The following is a 15,929-nucleotide window of genomic DNA, read 5'->3' as shown; positions in this document are numbered from 1 at the left end:
CGCAATGCCCGATGATACGCTGATCCACGACCAATCGGCCGGAATCGAGCGCCTGCTGGAGATCATGCGCCGCCTGCGCGACCGGGATACCGGCTGTCCATGGGATATTGAACAGGACTTCGACACCATCGCCCCCTACACGATCGAAGAGGCCTATGAGGTCGCCGACGCGATCGAGCGCGGCGCCTGGGACGAACTCAAGGGAGAACTGGGCGATCTGCTGTTCCAATCGGTGTTTCATGCGCAGATGGCGGCCGAGGCCGGGCATTTCACCTTTCAGGACGTGGTGCGCACCATGTCCGACAAGATGGTTGACCGCCACCCGCATGTGTTCGGAGACGAGACCCGCGACAAGTCTGCCGAACAGCAGACCCGCGACTGGGAGACGATCAAGGCCGCTGAACGGGCGGAGAAGGCCCAGCAAGGCGCGCTCGAAGGCGTAGCACTCGGCCTGCCCGCCCTGCTGCGCGCCTTCAAGCTGCAAAAACGCGCCGCCCGTGTGGGATTCGACTGGGGCGATGTGGGTCCGGTGCTCGACAAGATCGCCGAAGAGACCCGCGAACTGGTCGAGGCGCGCGACAGCCTCGATGCGGATGCCATCGAGGATGAATTCGGCGACCTCCTCTTTGTCCTCGTCAACCTCGGCCGTCACCTCGGCGTCGAGCCAGAGGCCGCGCTGCGCCGCACCAATGCCAAGTTCACCCGCCGCTTCGCCCAGATCGAGGCGCGGCTGGCGACACGGGGCAAGACCCCCGAAGAGAGCACCTTGGACGAGATGGACGCGCTCTGGAATCAGGTCAAGACCGAGGAAAAAGCCCGCCCCTGACCCTTCATTCCGCCGCAAATACTCCGGGGGAGCGCCGCCAGGCGCGGGGGCAGCGCCCCTCTGTCCCCCTCTGGACAGACGCCTGCGCACCTGTCACCACTGACCCCGACACGACCGGAGACACCCATGCCCCCCCGCAAGATCATCATCGACACCGATCCCGGCCAGGACGACGCGGTTGCCATCCTGCTGGCGCTGGCCAGCCCCGACGAGATCGAGGTGCTGGGCATCACCGCCGTGGCGGGTAACGTGCCGCTGCCGCTGACCGCAAAAAATGCCCGCATCATCTGCGAATTGGCCAGACGGCCAGATGTACCGGTCTATGCCGGGTGCGACGCGCCCATCGCGCGCAAGCTGGTCACCGCCGAACACGTGCATGGCAAGACCGGGCTCGACGGCCCCGACCTGCCTGACCCGACCATGCCTCTGCAAGACGCCCATGCGGTCGATTTCATCATCGACACCCTGCGCGCCCAGGCGCCGGGTACGGTGACGCTCTGCCCGCTGGGTCCGCTCACCAATATCGCCACCGCCTTCAGCCGCGCTCCCGACATCGTCGGCCGCGTGCAGGAAATCGTGCTGATGGGCGGCGCCTATTTCGAGGTGGGCAACATCACCCCCGCCGCCGAATTCAACATTTACGTCGACCCCGAAGCCGCTGATATCGTGTTCAAATCCGGCACCCCCATCGTCGTCATGCCGCTTGATGTCACCCACAAGGCGCTGGTCACCAAGGCACGCAACGACGCCTTCCGCGCGCTCGGCACTCCCGCCGGCATCGCGGTCGCCCAGATGACCGACTTCTTCGAGCGCTTCGACAAGGAGAAATACGGCTCCGAAGGCGCCCCCCTGCATGATCCCTGCGTTACCGCCTATCTGCTCGCCCCCGATCTGTTCTCGGGTCGTCACATCAATGTCGCGGTCGAGATCGGTTCGGAACTGACCCTCGGCATGACCGTCGCCGACTGGTGGCGGGTCACCGACCGGGCGCCCAACGCGCTCTTCATCGGCGACATTGACGCCCACGGCTTTTTCTCCCTGCTGACAGACCGATTGGCACGGTTATGAGCGCCGCGCTGCACCTCGCCCGTCCCGAGGACCTCGACCGGTTGACCGCCATGGTCGGCACCTTTCACGCCGAACAGGGTCTGCATGGGTCTGAGGAGGCCCGCCGCGAGGCCCTGCAGCCGCTGCTCGACGGCATCCCGCATGGCTGTGTCTACCTTATCGGCCCCGCCCGCGCGCCTCTCGGCTATGTCATCGTTACCTTTGGCTGGTCGGTGGAATTCGGCGGGCTGGACGGGTTCATCAAAGAGATTTGGCTGCGCCCGGCCGTGCGCGGCCGTGGTATCGCCAGCGAAGTGCTCGGCCAGCTGCCCAAGGCGCTGGCCGCCGCCGGAATGAGGGCCCTGCATCTCGAGGTCGACCGCCAAAACGAAGCTGCCCAGCGGCTCTTCGCCCGCGCCCGTTTCGCCCCCCGCCCGGACGAGATGCTGATGAGCAAGCGCCTCTGACCGCACGACCCCAGCGCCAGCCGTGGCGAAGACGCGACCCGATACACCGCCAGTCAGCGTTTCCGGCTTCCCGAAACCTGTTTTGCAAGGTCAAGGAAATCCCGCGCCACCAGATCCCAATCACTTTCCGGGCGCAGATCCCGCACCTGTCCCGGCCCATGCTCGCGCGGGCGTGGCACGAAACCGGTCCGCATCCCCACCGCCCGCGCCGCGGCCAGGTCGTCGTTATGCGCGGCGACCATCATCACAGACTCAGGCGGCAGGCGCAGCGCAGCGCAGGCGGCTAGGTAGACCTCTGGCTGCGGCTTGTATCCTCGCGCGATATCCGCCCCCAGAATGCAATCCCAAGGCAGGCCGGCGTGGCGCGCCAGCCGGGTCATCAGGGCAATCGACCCGTTCGAGCACGGCGCGATGATCACCTCTCTCTTGAGCTGCTCCAGCCCGGCCACCACATCGGGCCAGGGGTCAAGCCGCTCCCAGGCCGCATTCAGGCGCAACCGGTCCGGGATCTCGATCGCAAAAGCCTGTGCCACCCGGTCGAGATTCTCCAGATGCAGATCGTCGAGCGGCACATAACCCCGCGCGCCATCGCGAACCCGCGCCATCGCCGGGTCGTATTCGGCGCGCCAGGCTGTCGCAAAGGCCTCGGCATCAATGTCTGGCAGAAGCGCCGAAACCGCGCGTGAGACCGATCCGCGCCAGTCCACGCAGGTTCCGAACACGTCGAAAATCAGGGCGTCTATCATTCCGCTTCCGTCGCCTGCCACATTTCGTGCTAGCATCGGCGCATAGCACATGGAGGATTTCAATGCCCAAAGCCTATATCGTCGCCCATATTCGCGTCCACGATCCCGAAACGTTCGAGCGTTTCAAATCCATGTCGGCCCCGGCGATCAAGGACTTCGGCGGCCGGGTCCTTGTTCGCAACCCGAACATCGATCACCGCGAGGGCGCGGCCACCGGAACCTGCATCATCGTCGAATTCGACAGCCTCGAACAGGCCCGCGCTTTCTACGAGTCCGAGGCCTACAAGGCTGCGCGTCTGGTCCGTGAAGAGGCGGCCGAGACCGATCTGGTCATCGTGGAAGGGGTATAGATCGCCAAACCCTGCCGGCCGTCCCGGCAAAAGCTCTTCTTTCTGGTTGGAAATACTCCGGGGGTGAGGCCCGCACGGGCCGAGGGGGCAGCGCCCCCTTGGACACGCCTCACAGGCGCATTTCGAAAAAGCGCAGGAAGTCGCGGGCAATCTCGGGCGGATCGTAATAAGGACCTCGCCGGGCGAACCCCATCGCGTCATACAGCCTCTGCGCCGCCTCCAGCGGCGCACCCGTATCCATCCGTATCAGCAAGAACTCCTGCTCCCGGCAGGCCTGGACCAACGCGTTCATCAACGCCAGCCCCGCACCCTGCCCGCGCGCCGCGTCGGTCAGATAGACCCGCTTGATCTCGGCAATGCCGGGTTCCAGCGTGTGAAACATGCCGCAGCCGACAGGCTCACCCCGCGCCAGCACCAGCCGTATCCCGCCCGTTGGAGCCGCGTGCTCCTCCTCCAGCCGGTCAATCACCGCAGCATATTTTTCAACCGGATAGAAGGTTTCGGCGATCACCTTGCTCTGCGGTGACACCGCGAGCAGAAAATCGCGGTATTGCCAGCATAGCTGTCGGACCGCGTCAAACTGCTCGGTCGTTTGTGGTGTTACGATCTCGATCACGGTCCCCTCCGACGCTCCGAAGGGAACCATATCAGAGAGGTCCTCAACCGCGAAGGATCGAACGGCCGGCGTATTCGGCGACCTCGCCCAAGGCTTCCTCGATCCGGATCAGCTGGTTGTACTTGGCCAGCCGGTCCGAACGCGCCAGCGAGCCGGTCTTGATCTGACCGCAATTGGTCGCCACAGCCAGATCGGCGATGGTGGCATCCTCGGTCTCCCCCGACCGGTGGCTCATCACGTTGGTGTACCGCGCGCGGTGCGCCATATCGACGGCCCGCAGCGTCTCGGTCAATGATCCGATCTGGTTCACCTTGACCAGCATCGAGTTGGCACAGCCCTTGGCGATCCCCTCGGCCAGACGAGCCGGGTTGGTCACGAACAGATCGTCGCCTACCAGTTGCACCTTGCCACCCAGACGGTCGGTCAGCGCCTTCCAGCCCGCCCAGTCATCCTCGGCCATGCCATCCTCGATCGAGATGATCGGGTAGTCGGCAACCAAAGCCGCCAAATAGTCGACATTCTCTTCGCTTGAAAGGGTTTTCCCTTCGCCAGCAAAGACATATTTCCCATCCTTGAAGTATTCGGTGGCCGCGCAATCCAGCGCGAGGTGAATATCGTCACCCGGCTTGTAGCCTGCCTTCTCGATGGCTTTCAGGATGAAATCCAGCGCGTCCCGAGTGCTCGACAGGTTCGGGGCAAACCCGCCCTCGTCGCCCACACCAGTCGCCAGACCCGCCGCCGACAGTTCCTTCTTCAGCGTGTGGAACACCTCGGCTCCCATGCGCACCGCGTCGCGGATATTCTCCGCCGCCACCGGCATGATCATGAATTCCTGGATGTCGATCGGGTTGTCGGCATGCTCGCCGCCATTGATGATATTCATCATCGGCACCGGCAGCACCCGGGCCGAAGTGCCCCCGACATAGCGATAGAGCGGCTGCGTGGTGAAATCCGCCGCCGCCTTGGCCACGGCCAGCGACACGCCCAGGATGGCGTTGGCGCCCAGCCGGCCTTTGTTCTCGGTCCCGTCCAGTTCGATCATCGCCGCGTCGATGGCCACCTGCTCGGTGGCGTCAAAGCCAACCAGTTCCTCGGCGATCTCGCCGTTGACGGCGGCCACCGCCTCCAGCACGCCCTTGCCCATGTAGCGATTTTTGTCGCCATCGCGGCGTTCGACCGCCTCATAGGCACCGGTCGACGCCCCCGAGGGCACGGCGGCGCGGCCCATGGTGCCGTCTTCCAGAACCACGTCGACCTCGACGGTCGGATTGCCCCGGCTGTCCAGAATCTCGCGCGCGTGAATATCGATGATGGTGCTCATGAAATCGGTCCCCGACTCTGCAATTGGATTGCCGCTCTCATAACAGCCGCGGGGCGAAAGTAAACCTCACCTGCTATCGCTAACACGCGCAAAAACGCGCAGTTAGGGCTAACAAATTGCTGTTTGCGCCAACAATCCACCGCGACCGCTCAACCCGTTGCAAAGGCCAGTTCCCGCGCCAGCCGCCGTTCGCGCAGAAAGGTGTAAAGCCCCGAGCCGATGATAAGCCCGCCGCCCGCCAGAGTGGGCCAATCAGGCCGCTCGCCAAACACCAGCACCCCGGCAAGCAGCGAGAACAAGAGCCGCGTATAGCGGAACGGCGTCACGACCGAGGCCTCGCCCACGCGCATCGCGGTGACGATGCCGTAATAGCCCAGAACCCCGAACAGGATCGCGCCCGCATAGGGGACCCAATGGCCCGGCTCGACCGGAACCAGCGCGGTCCCCGAGACCAACAGTATCCCGCCCCCGCCAAGGATCAACGCCAGATAGGCCTGGAACGACACCACCGCCGAGGCCACATGCGCGTCGATCCGCCGGGTGATCAGATCGCGCGCCGCCACGCTGATGACCGAGGCCACGACAAGAAGCTGCGCAGGCTGGAACCCGGCCATGCCGGGGCGGATGATCATCAGGACACCGACAAAGCCGACCGTGATGGCGCTCCAGCGGCGCCAGCCCACCTGTTCACCCAGAAACAGCGCCGCCCCCATCGTCACCACCAGCGGCATCGCCTGGAACACGGCCGCAACGGTGGACAGGTCGACCAGTGACAGAGCCGTGGCAAAGGTCAGCGCGCTCACCGCCTCGGTCGCGGCGCGGATCAGCAACAAGGGCGACCAGGCGGCGCGGCTGAACACCCGCTTGCGCGTGGCCACCGCCATGGTCAGGAAGGTGGCCGAACAGAACACCCCCAACACCAGCAGGATCTGCCCGATTGGTACCGTGACGGACAGTTTCTTGATAAACATGTCCTCGATCGAAAAGGCCGCCATCGCGGCGACAACCAGCAGGATGCCGTTTACGTTGTTCATGGGTCAAAGCCTCTCGCTGGCCGCAAGGGGCCGGGTCCACTTTCAGCCAAAGCGTATGTTCGGTGCCGCGGCAAGCGTAAACGCGGCGCCACCGATCAAAAGACGTGGAGCCCCCCATCGCGCCGGGTGATGGCAAAGCGTTCGGGCTCCGCCCTTTTCCTGTCAACAAAGCCCAATCCGCGCTATGCTTGGCGATATCCGACATCAGCCCTCTCGATTGGACATGACATGACCCGCCTCTTTGCATCCGCCGCCCTCTGCCTCGTGACCGCCACAACCGCAGGCGCCTGCCCTTGGGCAGGCGGCACTTATGAATTCAGGGAACATGGCATCTACGGTAATTTCGCGGTCAATGGCGACTGCACCGAACTGGTCTGGGACCGTCTCAGCAACGCGCCCGAGACCACAGCGCTTGCGCGCAGCAAACATGGCTGGACAGGCAAGCTCGTAAAGGCTGACGTGGAGCTGCTCGACAATGGCGAAAACCTGCGGGTGACCGGCACTGGCGGCGCCATGCGTCAGGTCCGGGCAAGGCCCGCAGACTGACGCCCCTCCCCTTCATTTCGCCGAAAATACTCCGGGGGAAGCCTACAAAATTCGACGAATTTTGTAGGCTGGGGGCAGCGCCCCACAGCAGCGTCCCCGAAATGCCTAGCCCTTGCGGATCGGCACCCCGTACAGCTCAAGCTTGTGCCCTTTGAGACGATAGCCCAGCTTCTCGGCGATCCGTTCCTGCAGCGCCTCGATCTCGGGATCGCAAAACTCGATCACTTCGCCGGAATTCATGTCGATCAGGTGGTCGTGATGGTCGCGCTCGGCATCCTCGTAACGCGCGCGCCCGTCGCCGAATTCCAGCCGGTCGAGAATCCCCGCCTCCTCGAACAGTTTCACCGTCCGGTAGACCGTTGCGATCGAGATCGCCGCATCCATCTTCGACGCGCGGGCATACAGCTCCTCGACATCGGGGTGATCGTCGCTCTCCTCCAGCACGCGGGCGATGACCCGGCGCTGACCGGTCATGCGCAGGCCCTTGGCCTCGCAACGGGCGATGATCGGTTGGGACATGGGCGCATCCTGTCTCGGCATTCGGGAATCCCGTTTACATGCTGTTGCGCCACAGGGCCAGCCGCGATTGGCGCAGGGCGGTTGACTTTTGCCGCGCAAGCATCCACATGGACGCTAACGCCAATGTCCTCTGCCGCGTGAGCAGACAAGATAAGACGTGCGGGGAAAACCCGCCCGGCCCACGAAGGAAGGGTCGCAACAGGACAGGCGCAACCGTTCCCACATTCACGCATGGGGCAAACCGCTGGACCGGTCCGGGGCATGAGGCTGCCGGATCCGAGGCTCCGCGGACCCGCTCGTGACGCCGTGCCATTTGGGGTGCGGCGCGAAAGGATTTTTGTGAGCGATTTTGACATGATGGGGCTCGATGATGCCCTGGTGAGCCGGCTGACCGCCATGGGCATCACCGAACCGACCCCGATTCAGGCCCGTGCGATCCCCGAGGCGCTGAACGGCCATGACGTGATGGGCCTGGCCCAGACCGGCACCGGCAAGACCGCCGCTTTTGGCGTGCCGCTGATCACCCTGCTAGGCCGGGTGGGTCGCAAACCGGCGCGTGGCACCGTGCGCGGGCTGGTGCTGGCCCCCACCCGTGAACTGGCGCAACAGATCGCCGAGACGCTCAAGGCGCTGACCGAAGATACGCCGCTCAAAGTGGCGATCGTTGTGGGCGGCGTGTCCATCAACCCGCAGATCAAGCGGCTGGAACGCGGCGTGGATATCCTCGTCGCCACCCCCGGCCGCCTGATGGACCTGATGGACCGCAAGGCGGTCGATCTGGGCAGCTGCTCCTTCCTGGTGCTGGACGAGGCCGACCAGATGCTCGATCTGGGCTTCATCCACGCGCTGCGCAAAATCGCGGCGGTGCTGCCGAAAGAGCGTCAGACCATGCTGTTCTCGGCCACCATGCCCAAGCTGATGAACGAGATCGCCCAGAGCTATCTCAACAGCCCGCGCCGGATCGAGGTCTCGCCCCCGGGCAAGGCCGCCGACAAGGTGACACAGGTGGTGCATTTCATCGCCAAGGCGGCCAAGACCGACTTGCTGATCGAATTGCTCGATACCCATCGCGACGAGCGCGCCATCGTGTTCGGCCGCACCAAATGGGGCTGCGAAAAACTGTCGAAGACGTTGGAAAAAGCCGGGTTCGCCACCGCCGCCGTGCATGGCAACAAGAGCCAGGGCCAGCGCGACCGCGCTATCGCCGCTTTCAAATCGGCGGATGTGCGGGTGCTGGTGGCCACCGACGTGGCCGCGCGCGGTCTGGACATCCCCGACGTGAAACATGTCTACAACTATGAACTTCCCAATGTGCCCGATGCCTATGTGCACCGGATCGGCCGCACCGCGCGGGCGGGCAAGGACGGCGCGGCGGTGGCCTTCTGCGCCCCTGACGAGATGGAAGAACTGGCCGCCATCCAGAAGGTGATGAAGACCGCGATCCCGATCGCCTCGGGCCGCCCCTGGCAACCGATCGAAGATCCGGCCAAACCGGCCGCCCGCAAGGGCCCCGGCGGCAAGCCCGGCAAATCCGGTGGCGGCAATGGCAACCGCCGTCGGCGCGGCGGTCGTGGCAGCGGCGCGGCACGCAAGGCGGCCTGAGTGTAAACGACAGGGTCTGACCCGCTCAGGGTCGGACCCCATCCCGGACCAGATCGGATCGGGCAAGGCAGCACCGCCATCCCAACGCCCTTCTTGACCGAGGCGATGCTGGTCGTGCCGCGATGCGGGGCGATCTGTGTCAGCCGCAGAGGTTCTGTCCCTCCGCATCCTGTCCGCAAAGCCAGTCCAGAAATACACGCGCAGCGGGTTTCCCGGCGCCGCGCGGGGTGATGTTGCAATAATAGCCTCGCCCGGTGCGACATTCATGGCACGACGCCAGAACGAGCGCGCCACTTTCCAGCTGGTCATCCATAAAGGGTCGCCAGCTCAACCCAATTCCCATGCCGTTATGCACCGCCCGGTTATGCACCATGAAGCTGTGAAACCGATCGTGCCGGGGCGGGCTGGGTGGTGTCACGCCGCTGCCCTCGAAAAACCGTTGCCAGTCGTCGAAATGGGACTCAGCGCTCAGATGCAAGAGCCGTTCAGCCGCCAGCTCGGCCCGGCTGAGCGGACCGCGCCCGCCCAGTACAGCGGGCGCACAGACCGCAACCAACCGTTCCGGGATCACACGCTGCGATACCATTCCCGCCAGCCCCGCCGTGCCAAAGGTCACTAGCAGGTCACAGGTTGCGGGGTCGTAATCGGGGTTCTGGTCGCGGGTTACGACCTGAAGCGCGATCTCGGGGTGGCGCGATTGGAATGCTCCCATCCGGGGCAACAGGTAATAGCTGGTAAAGCCCATCGCGGCGTTAACCACCAAGGCGGCTTGCCCGTCATGCTCTCGCACACGGTCCAGCCCTTCGTGCAGCGCTTCGAACCCCGCCGAGACCGCCCGCGCCAGCAACGCGCCTTCGACGGTCAGGGTCAGGCGCGGCTTGGTCCGTTGGAACAGGGTCACGCCCAGATCGGCCTCAAGCTGTGCCACCTGCCGGCCCACCGCCGGGCCAAGCACGTTGAGCTCGCGCGCAGCACGGGTAAAGCTCAGATGCCGGGCCGCCGCGTCAAAGGCCTGGATTTGGTGCAGGGGCAAGCTGGGGCGCGTCATCATCGTTCATTCAAGGAAATATCAAGCTTCCCCTTTAACCTATTTTTTAGTTGATTGCATCCCGTTAGGCTTCACCGCAAGACGGATGAGCCGTGCCCGTGGATGCCTTGTCAAGGACGCAAGCAATGCAGGACCCCAACAGCAAGCTGACCCTTGCCAGCGGTCGCACTCGCTTGCCCGCGACAGAGGTGCAATCCAGGCTCGACGCGATTTTCCAGGCTCTGGGGTTTGACCCCGACATCGCCGATGAGGTGGCCGCGCATCTGGTCGACGCCAGCATGTCGGGAGTGGAAAGCCACGGGGTGATGCGGGTGCTGGAATATGCCGCCCAGGTCGAAAGCGGCTATCTGACGCCCTCGGGCCGCCCACGGGTGGTGCGCGACGACGCAGGCGGCCCGACTCGGGTCGAGGCAGATGGCGGGATCGGCATCCCCGCCCTGCGGCTGGCCTATGATACCTGCTGTGACGAGGCGCGCGCGCGGGGTCTGTCGGCGCTGTCGATCCGTCACGTGGGCCATACCGGGCGGCACGGCGCCTTTGCCGAGGCGGCGGCCGAGGCCGGGTGCCTGACCATTTGCCTGGGCGGCGGCAATCGCCAGACTTGGCGGCAGGTGGCGCCCCATGGCGGCGCCCGCGCCATGCTGCCCACCAACCCCTGGTGCATCGGCATTCCCGGTGGCGACCGGGGGCCGGTGGTGCTGGATTTCGCCACCTCGATGATTGCGGGCGGCTGGATCTATGCGGCGCGCTCGGCCGGGGCGCTGCTGCCCGAGGGCTGCGTGATCGACGCCGCAGGCCACCCCACCCGCAACCCCGAGGATTACTTTGCCGGGGGCGCCATCCTGCCGGCGGGCGGGCACAAGGGTTTTGGCCTTGCCCTGCTGGGCGAGCTGGTGGGCGAGGCGCTGCTGGGCCCCTCGACCACCGAATGCAACTGGCTGCTGATCGCGCTCTCGGCAGAGCGGTTCCGAGATGCCCCCGCCATGGCCGCCGCCGCCGAAGAGGTGCTGGACGAGCTGCGCCGCTGCCCGCCCGCGCCGGGCAGTTCCGGTGTCGAGATCCCGGGCGAGCGCGAACGCGCGCACCGGGCGGCCTCGGGCGGCGTCGTGTCGGTCCCGCGCGACACCTGGAGACAGATCGAGACATTGGCCGACAGGCTGGAAGTATCCGCGACATGAGTAGACGCAAACGCAGAGCCACCCCCGAGACCAGTCCCATAGAGCGACCCGCGACCGCCGCCCATGGTGGCAGTTGGCACCCGGTCCCGGCCGAGGCGGTCACGCAACTGGCCGAGGCGGCGATCATCATCCTCACCACAATCGGCATGGCTGAGGCCCCGCCGGTCGTCTGCGATGCCATCCTTGCGGCAGGGGGTCGCCTGGATCAGGGCCGCCTTCTCTACCCGCGCGCCCTGATCGAGGCGACGCTGGCCGAAATGCCGCGCCGGGTGCTGCTGGCCGGTCAGGACCCGACCCATGACCTGAGCGTGGGCGGCACCCGCGCCTATGCCGGCACCGGAGGCGCCGCGCCCAATGTGATGGACGCAGAGAGCGGCGACTACCGTCCTTCCAGACTTGCCGATCTCTTCGATGCCGCCCGGCTGGCCGATGCGCTGGATCATGTGCAGTTCTTCGCCCGCTCGCTGGTGGCGGGTGACGTGGCCGATCCGCTGCGCTTCGACCTGGCCACCGCCGCCGCCGCGCTGGCGGGTACCGCCAAACACGTGATGGTGCAGGCAACCGAACCGGGCCATGTGGCGCCGCTTGCCGCGCTCTGCCACCGGATTGCGGGCGGCGAGGCGGCGTTCCGCGCCCGGCCCTTCCTGTCGCTCAACATCAACCACGCGGTGCCCCCGCTCAGGTTTCACGCCGAAAGCGCCGAGGTGATGGCCGAGGCGGTCCGCGCGGGCATCCCGGTGCATTGCAACGTGTTCGGCCAACTGGGCGCGTCGAGCCCGGTGACGCTGGCGGGATCTGTGGCGCAGACCCTGGCCGAGGCACTCGCGGGGCTGGCCTTTGTCCATGCGCTCGACCCGAACGCGCCGCGCATCGCGGGACCGCGCCCGATGATCACCGACCTGCGCAGCGGCGGGCTGGCGGGCGGTGCGGGCGAACAGGCGATGGCCACCGGGCTGGCGGTGCAGGTGCTGCGGTTCTGGGACCTGCCCTGTTCGGTGATCGCGGGCGCCACCGACAGCAAGCTGCCCGATTTCCAGTCCGGTTACGAAAAGGCGCTGACCATCAACACCGCGCTTCAGGCCGGGGCCAACCTGATCACCCAGGCCGCCGGCAGCCAGGCCGGGCTGATGGCGGTGCATTTCGGTGCCATGGTGGCCGACAATGACATGCTGGGCGCGATCCTGCGCGCCAATATCGCGCCCGAGATCACGCCCGAGACACTGGCGCTGGAGGCGATTGCCGAGGTGGTGCGCGGCGAAGGCCATTTTCTGGGCCGTCCCGAGACCTATGCCCGGATGCGCAGCGACTTTCTCTACCCCGAGATCGCAGACCGCGCGCAACTTGGCGACTGGGCCCTGGGCGCGCGTGCCGACATGGGCGCGCGTGCCTCGGCCCGGGCCGCCACTCTGCTGGACCGCCATAGGCCCAACCACCTGCCGCGCGACCTGCGCGCCGAGCTGGCGGACCAATTCGGCCTGCCCATTGAACAGGAGCCTCTCGCATGAAAATCGCAATCGTCGGCTGCGGCGCCATGGGGTCGATCTATGCCGCCCGCCTGGCCGAAGCCGGGCATCAGGTGCGGGCCGTGGACATGTGGGCCGCGCATGTGGCGGCGATCAATGCCGGGGGCCTGCGTGTGGACGGGCCATCGGGAACGCTCCTGTCCCGCCAGGTCGAAGCGATGGAGGACCTGACCCGGGCCGGTCCCTGCGACCTCTATATCCTGGCGACCAAGGCGGCGGGCGTCGAACCGGCGGCGCGGGCCATCGCGGCCACGATGCCGGAACATGCGCTGGTGCTGACGATCCAGAACGGGCTGGGCGCGGGCGAACGCATCGCCCGCCACCTGCCCGCCGACCGGGTGCTGCTGGGCGTGGCCGAGGGGTTCGGCGCCGCCATGGTCGGGCCGGGCCATGCGCGGCACACAGCGATGAAGCTGATCCGGCTGGGCGCCATGACCGGCGGCGACGATCCGCGCCTGGAACAGGTGGCCGGGATCTGGCGCAGTGGCGGGTTCGAGGTCGAGACCTTTGCCGATATCGACCGGCTGATCTGGGAAAAGCTGTTGTGCAATGTCACGCTGTCGGCCCCCTGCACCGCCTTTGGTTGTACCGTTGCCGATCTGCGCGCCGATCCCGAACGCTGGGCGGTGGCACTGGGCTGCATGGCCGAGGCATATGCGGTCGGCCGCGCGCGCGGGGTGGCGTTCTCCTTTGACGACCCGGTTGCCTATGTCACCGCCTTTGCCGAGAGGGTGGGCACGGCCAAACCCTCGATGTTGCAGGATCACGAGGCGGGGCGGCGCTCCGAGCTTGAGGCGATCAATGGCGCCATCCCGCCGCTGGGCGCGGCGCTGGGTATTCCAACCCCCTATAACGATACACTCTGCGCGGTGATCCGCGCACGCGAGGCGGCATTTGAGGGAGAGCGGACATGAGACTTGCCTCGTTCCTTGTTGACGGCGCGCCCGGCTATGGGGTGATCACCGATGCGGGCGCGCATCCCGCCCTGCCCGCGCTGCGCGCCGCCTGCCCCACCCTGCGCGACTATCTGCGCACCCGCCCGGTGGCCGATCTGCCGGGCCAATGCGGCGCGGCGCTGTCGCTGGAGGGTCTCGTCTGGCTGCCGCCGATCCCCGAGCCGGGCAAGATCATCTGCGCCGGCATGAACTATCGCAAACCCTACCCGGTCGATGGGGTGCCGCCGCCCGATCCGGGCCATGTTGTGCTGTTCTCGCGCCATCCGCAAACACTGGTGGGTCACGGAACCAAGCTGGAAATGCCGCAAGGTGCCGCCGCCGAGAGCTTTGATTTCGAGGGCGAGATCGTTGCGGTGATCGGTCGGCCCGGCCGTCATATCTCGCCCGAGGCCGCGCTGGGCCATGTGCTGGGCTATTCGGCGATGAACGAAGGTTCGGTCCGGGGCTGGATGAAACACTCGGTCCATGCGGGCAAGAACTTCCACGCCTCGGGCAGTTGGGGGCCGTGGATCACCACCGCCGACGAGACAGGCGATATTGCCGAGATGACATTGCAAACGCGGGTGAACGGAACCCTGATGCAGTCCGATAGCGGCGCCGGGATGATCTTTGGTCTGGCTGAGCTGATCGCCTATATCTCGCATATCCAGCCGCTGGAGACAGGCGACATCATCGCCACCGGCTCGCCAGACGGCACCGGAGGCAGCCGCACACCGCCCGCCTTTCTGCGCCTGGGCGACCGGGTGGCCGTTACTGTCGGCGGTGTCGGCACGCTGGAAAACATCGTGGGCGCGCCATGAACACGGCCTCTCATCTGGCCCGCTTTGCCGTGACTGCCCGGCCCGACCCGGCGGTCGAGGCGGTCGCTGCCCCCGCCATTCTCGATTGCATCGCCTGTATCCTTGCCGGGGCCGACAGCCCTGCGGCAAGCCGCAGCCGCGCCGCGCTGGCACCGTTGGGCAACGGCCCGGTACCGGTTCTGGGCACGGCGCTGACCCTGCCCGCCCCGACGGCGGCGCTTGTGAACGCGGTCGCCGGTCATGCCTGGGACATGGACGACTGGGAGGAGCCGGGCAACACCCATCCCACCGTTGTCCTGTTCCCAGCGCTGCTGGCAGCGGCGCATCTGCGCCCCGTCAGCGGCGCCGAGTTGCTGGCGGCCTATGCGGTCGGGATCGAAGTGATCATGCGGCTGGGTGAGGCGATCACGCTCGACCATTACAAACGCGGCTTTCACGCCACTGCGACGCTGGGCGCCATCGGCGCGGCAGCGGCGGTGGCACGGCTGCTGGGGCTGAGCGCGGATCAGGCGGAACATGCGCTGGCGCTCTCGGTCTCGCAGGCGATGGGCTATACCGCGCAATTCGGCAGCACCGCCAAACCACTTCAGGCCGGGTTCGCCGCGCGCACCGGGGTCGAGGCGGCGCTGCTGGCCCGGGCGGGCGCCACCGCGCAACCGCATGTGCTGGATGACAGGCGCGGCTTTGTCGGGTTGCTGGCGCCGCATGATCCGGCGCGGCTAGCCGCGATCCTCGATCAGTTGGGCACGCCCTGGGGCCTGTTGCAATACGGGCTGGCCTTCAAGCCCTGGCCATCCTGCGGCTATACCCACCGGCTGATGACGGCAGCGGCCGAAATCCGCACCCGCCTGAACGGCGAGACCGCCGGTATCGTCGCGATCCGGGCCAGCCTGCCCGATTTCCACCACGCGATCCTGCCCTTTCACCAGCCCCGCAACCAGGCCGAGGCGCTGTTTTCCGCCCCCGCCTCGATCGCGCGGATGCTGGTTTCGGGCGGGCTGACGCTGGCCGATGGCGCCGCCGAATTCTGGACCGAGCCCGAGATCCGCCGTCTGATCGCGCTGACCGAATTGCGCGCCGAGCCGGTGCGTGACCGCTCGCTGAACTTTGATCCCGAGCAGCCCGACCGCCTGCACATCACACTTTCCGACGGCCTTGAACTGAGCGCCAGTTGCGCCTATCCGCTGGGCGCACCACAGAACCCGATGCCGCCCGACCGGCTTGCGGCGAAATGGCACGAGATCACCGGGCGCCCTGTGTCGCAGTATCACGTCTTGCTGCGCTGGCCGCAGGCCGCCGATATCGCCACATTTCTGCGGCAGGAGGCGGGTTGAAACGTTGACGGAAAGG

The 15,929-nt window shown here is 66.3% G+C and carries 17 protein-coding genes; 11 read left to right on the top strand and 6 right to left on the bottom strand.

The window, feature by feature from the left end:
- Positions 1-4 precede the first annotated feature (4 nt).
- The 3 genes from mazG to AC2FL1_RS15930 all read left to right on the top strand — a co-directional run bounded on the left by mazG (position 5) and on the right by AC2FL1_RS15930 (position 2,340).
- On the top strand, positions 5-826 hold the full coding sequence (gene mazG, locus AC2FL1_RS15940) for a nucleoside triphosphate pyrophosphohydrolase (RefSeq protein WP_496877619.1): 822 nt from the start codon (positions 5-7) through the stop codon (positions 824-826).
- Positions 827-952: 126 nt separating this feature from the next.
- A complete protein-coding gene (locus AC2FL1_RS15935; RefSeq protein ID WP_496877618.1) occupies positions 953-1,894 on the top strand; it encodes a nucleoside hydrolase in 942 nt (313 codons plus the stop codon).
- On the top strand, positions 1,891-2,340 hold the full coding sequence (locus AC2FL1_RS15930; RefSeq protein WP_496877617.1) for a GNAT family N-acetyltransferase: 450 nt from the start codon (positions 1,891-1,893) through the stop codon (positions 2,338-2,340). Before AC2FL1_RS15935 ends, AC2FL1_RS15930 begins: the two co-directional genes overlap by 4 nt.
- Before the next feature lie 53 nt (positions 2,341-2,393).
- Here AC2FL1_RS15930 and AC2FL1_RS15925 read toward each other — a convergent pair whose 3' ends face one another.
- Positions 2,394-3,086 (bottom strand): haloacid dehalogenase type II, encoded by a 693-nt coding sequence (locus AC2FL1_RS15925; protein ID WP_496877616.1) that lies wholly within the window; start codon positions 3,084-3,086, stop codon positions 2,394-2,396.
- Between the two features lie 62 nt (positions 3,087-3,148).
- Here AC2FL1_RS15925 and AC2FL1_RS15920 point away from each other — a divergent pair, with 62 nt between their 5' ends.
- Positions 3,149-3,436, top strand: coding sequence for a DUF1330 domain-containing protein (locus tag AC2FL1_RS15920; protein ID WP_496877615.1), 288 nt, complete (start codon positions 3,149-3,151; stop codon positions 3,434-3,436).
- A 109-nt stretch (positions 3,437-3,545) separates the two neighbouring features.
- Here AC2FL1_RS15920 and AC2FL1_RS15915 read toward each other — a convergent pair whose 3' ends face one another.
- From AC2FL1_RS15915 to AC2FL1_RS15905, 3 genes are all read right to left on the bottom strand, one after another.
- Positions 3,546-4,052 (bottom strand): GNAT family N-acetyltransferase, encoded by a 507-nt coding sequence (locus tag AC2FL1_RS15915; protein WP_496824229.1) that lies wholly within the window; start codon positions 4,050-4,052, stop codon positions 3,546-3,548.
- Positions 4,053-4,095: 43 nt separating this feature from the next.
- Entirely contained in the window at positions 4,096-5,373 is a 1,278-nt protein-coding gene (eno, locus tag AC2FL1_RS15910) for a phosphopyruvate hydratase (protein WP_496824231.1), read from the bottom strand.
- A gap of 149 nt (positions 5,374-5,522) precedes the next feature.
- Positions 5,523-6,407: a DMT family transporter gene (locus AC2FL1_RS15905; RefSeq protein WP_496877614.1), complete on the bottom strand. Its 885-nt coding sequence runs from the start codon at positions 6,405-6,407 to the stop codon at positions 5,523-5,525.
- Between the two features lie 228 nt (positions 6,408-6,635).
- Between AC2FL1_RS15905 and AC2FL1_RS15900 the strand changes: the two genes are divergently transcribed.
- Positions 6,636-6,953, top strand: a complete 318-nt coding sequence (locus AC2FL1_RS15900) for a hypothetical protein (protein ID WP_496877613.1) — start codon at positions 6,636-6,638, stop codon at positions 6,951-6,953.
- Positions 6,954-7,058: 105 nt separating this feature from the next.
- On the opposite strand, the gene AC2FL1_RS15895 is transcribed toward AC2FL1_RS15900, so the two are convergent.
- Positions 7,059-7,472, bottom strand: a complete 414-nt coding sequence (locus tag AC2FL1_RS15895; protein WP_496877612.1) for a Fur family transcriptional regulator — start codon at positions 7,470-7,472, stop codon at positions 7,059-7,061.
- Positions 7,473-7,811: 339 nt separating this feature from the next.
- On the opposite strand from AC2FL1_RS15895, the gene AC2FL1_RS15890 reads away from it, so the two are divergent.
- Positions 7,812-9,074, top strand: a complete 1,263-nt coding sequence (locus tag AC2FL1_RS15890; RefSeq protein ID WP_496877611.1) for a DEAD/DEAH box helicase — start codon at positions 7,812-7,814, stop codon at positions 9,072-9,074.
- 139 nt (positions 9,075-9,213) lie between these two features.
- Here the strand turns inward: AC2FL1_RS15890 and AC2FL1_RS15885 are convergent, their stop codons facing one another.
- Positions 9,214-10,125 (bottom strand): LysR substrate-binding domain-containing protein, encoded by a 912-nt coding sequence (locus AC2FL1_RS15885; RefSeq protein ID WP_496824240.1) that lies wholly within the window; start codon positions 10,123-10,125, stop codon positions 9,214-9,216.
- 122 nt (positions 10,126-10,247) lie between these two features.
- Here AC2FL1_RS15885 and AC2FL1_RS15880 point away from each other — a divergent pair, with 122 nt between their 5' ends.
- The 5 genes from AC2FL1_RS15880 to AC2FL1_RS15860 are packed head-to-tail and all read left to right on the top strand — an operon-like array spanning position 10,248 to position 15,913.
- Positions 10,248-11,300, top strand: a complete 1,053-nt coding sequence (locus tag AC2FL1_RS15880; RefSeq protein WP_496877610.1) for an Ldh family oxidoreductase — start codon at positions 10,248-10,250, stop codon at positions 11,298-11,300.
- Positions 11,297-12,805 (top strand): trimethylamine methyltransferase family protein, encoded by a 1,509-nt coding sequence (locus AC2FL1_RS15875; protein WP_496877609.1) that lies wholly within the window; start codon positions 11,297-11,299, stop codon positions 12,803-12,805. The genes AC2FL1_RS15880 and AC2FL1_RS15875 overlap by 4 nt, the downstream gene beginning before the upstream one ends.
- Positions 12,802-13,737, top strand: a complete 936-nt coding sequence (locus AC2FL1_RS15870; protein ID WP_496877608.1) for a ketopantoate reductase family protein — start codon at positions 12,802-12,804, stop codon at positions 13,735-13,737. Before AC2FL1_RS15875 ends, AC2FL1_RS15870 begins: the two co-directional genes overlap by 4 nt.
- Positions 13,734-14,579 carry a fumarylacetoacetate hydrolase family protein gene (locus AC2FL1_RS15865; RefSeq protein WP_496877607.1) on the top strand — a complete coding sequence of 282 codons (846 nt, stop codon included), beginning with the start codon at positions 13,734-13,736 and terminating at the stop codon, positions 14,577-14,579. The genes AC2FL1_RS15870 and AC2FL1_RS15865 overlap by 4 nt, the downstream gene beginning before the upstream one ends.
- Positions 14,576-15,913 (top strand): MmgE/PrpD family protein, encoded by a 1,338-nt coding sequence (locus tag AC2FL1_RS15860; RefSeq protein ID WP_496877606.1) that lies wholly within the window; start codon positions 14,576-14,578, stop codon positions 15,911-15,913. The genes AC2FL1_RS15865 and AC2FL1_RS15860 overlap by 4 nt, the downstream gene beginning before the upstream one ends.
- Positions 15,914-15,929: the final 16 nt, after the last annotated feature.

The organism is Ruegeria sp. YKSF070, from assembly GCF_059612725.1.
Note: the sequence above shows the minus strand (reverse complement) of the source record. Positions and strands in the feature narration are given on the sequence as shown.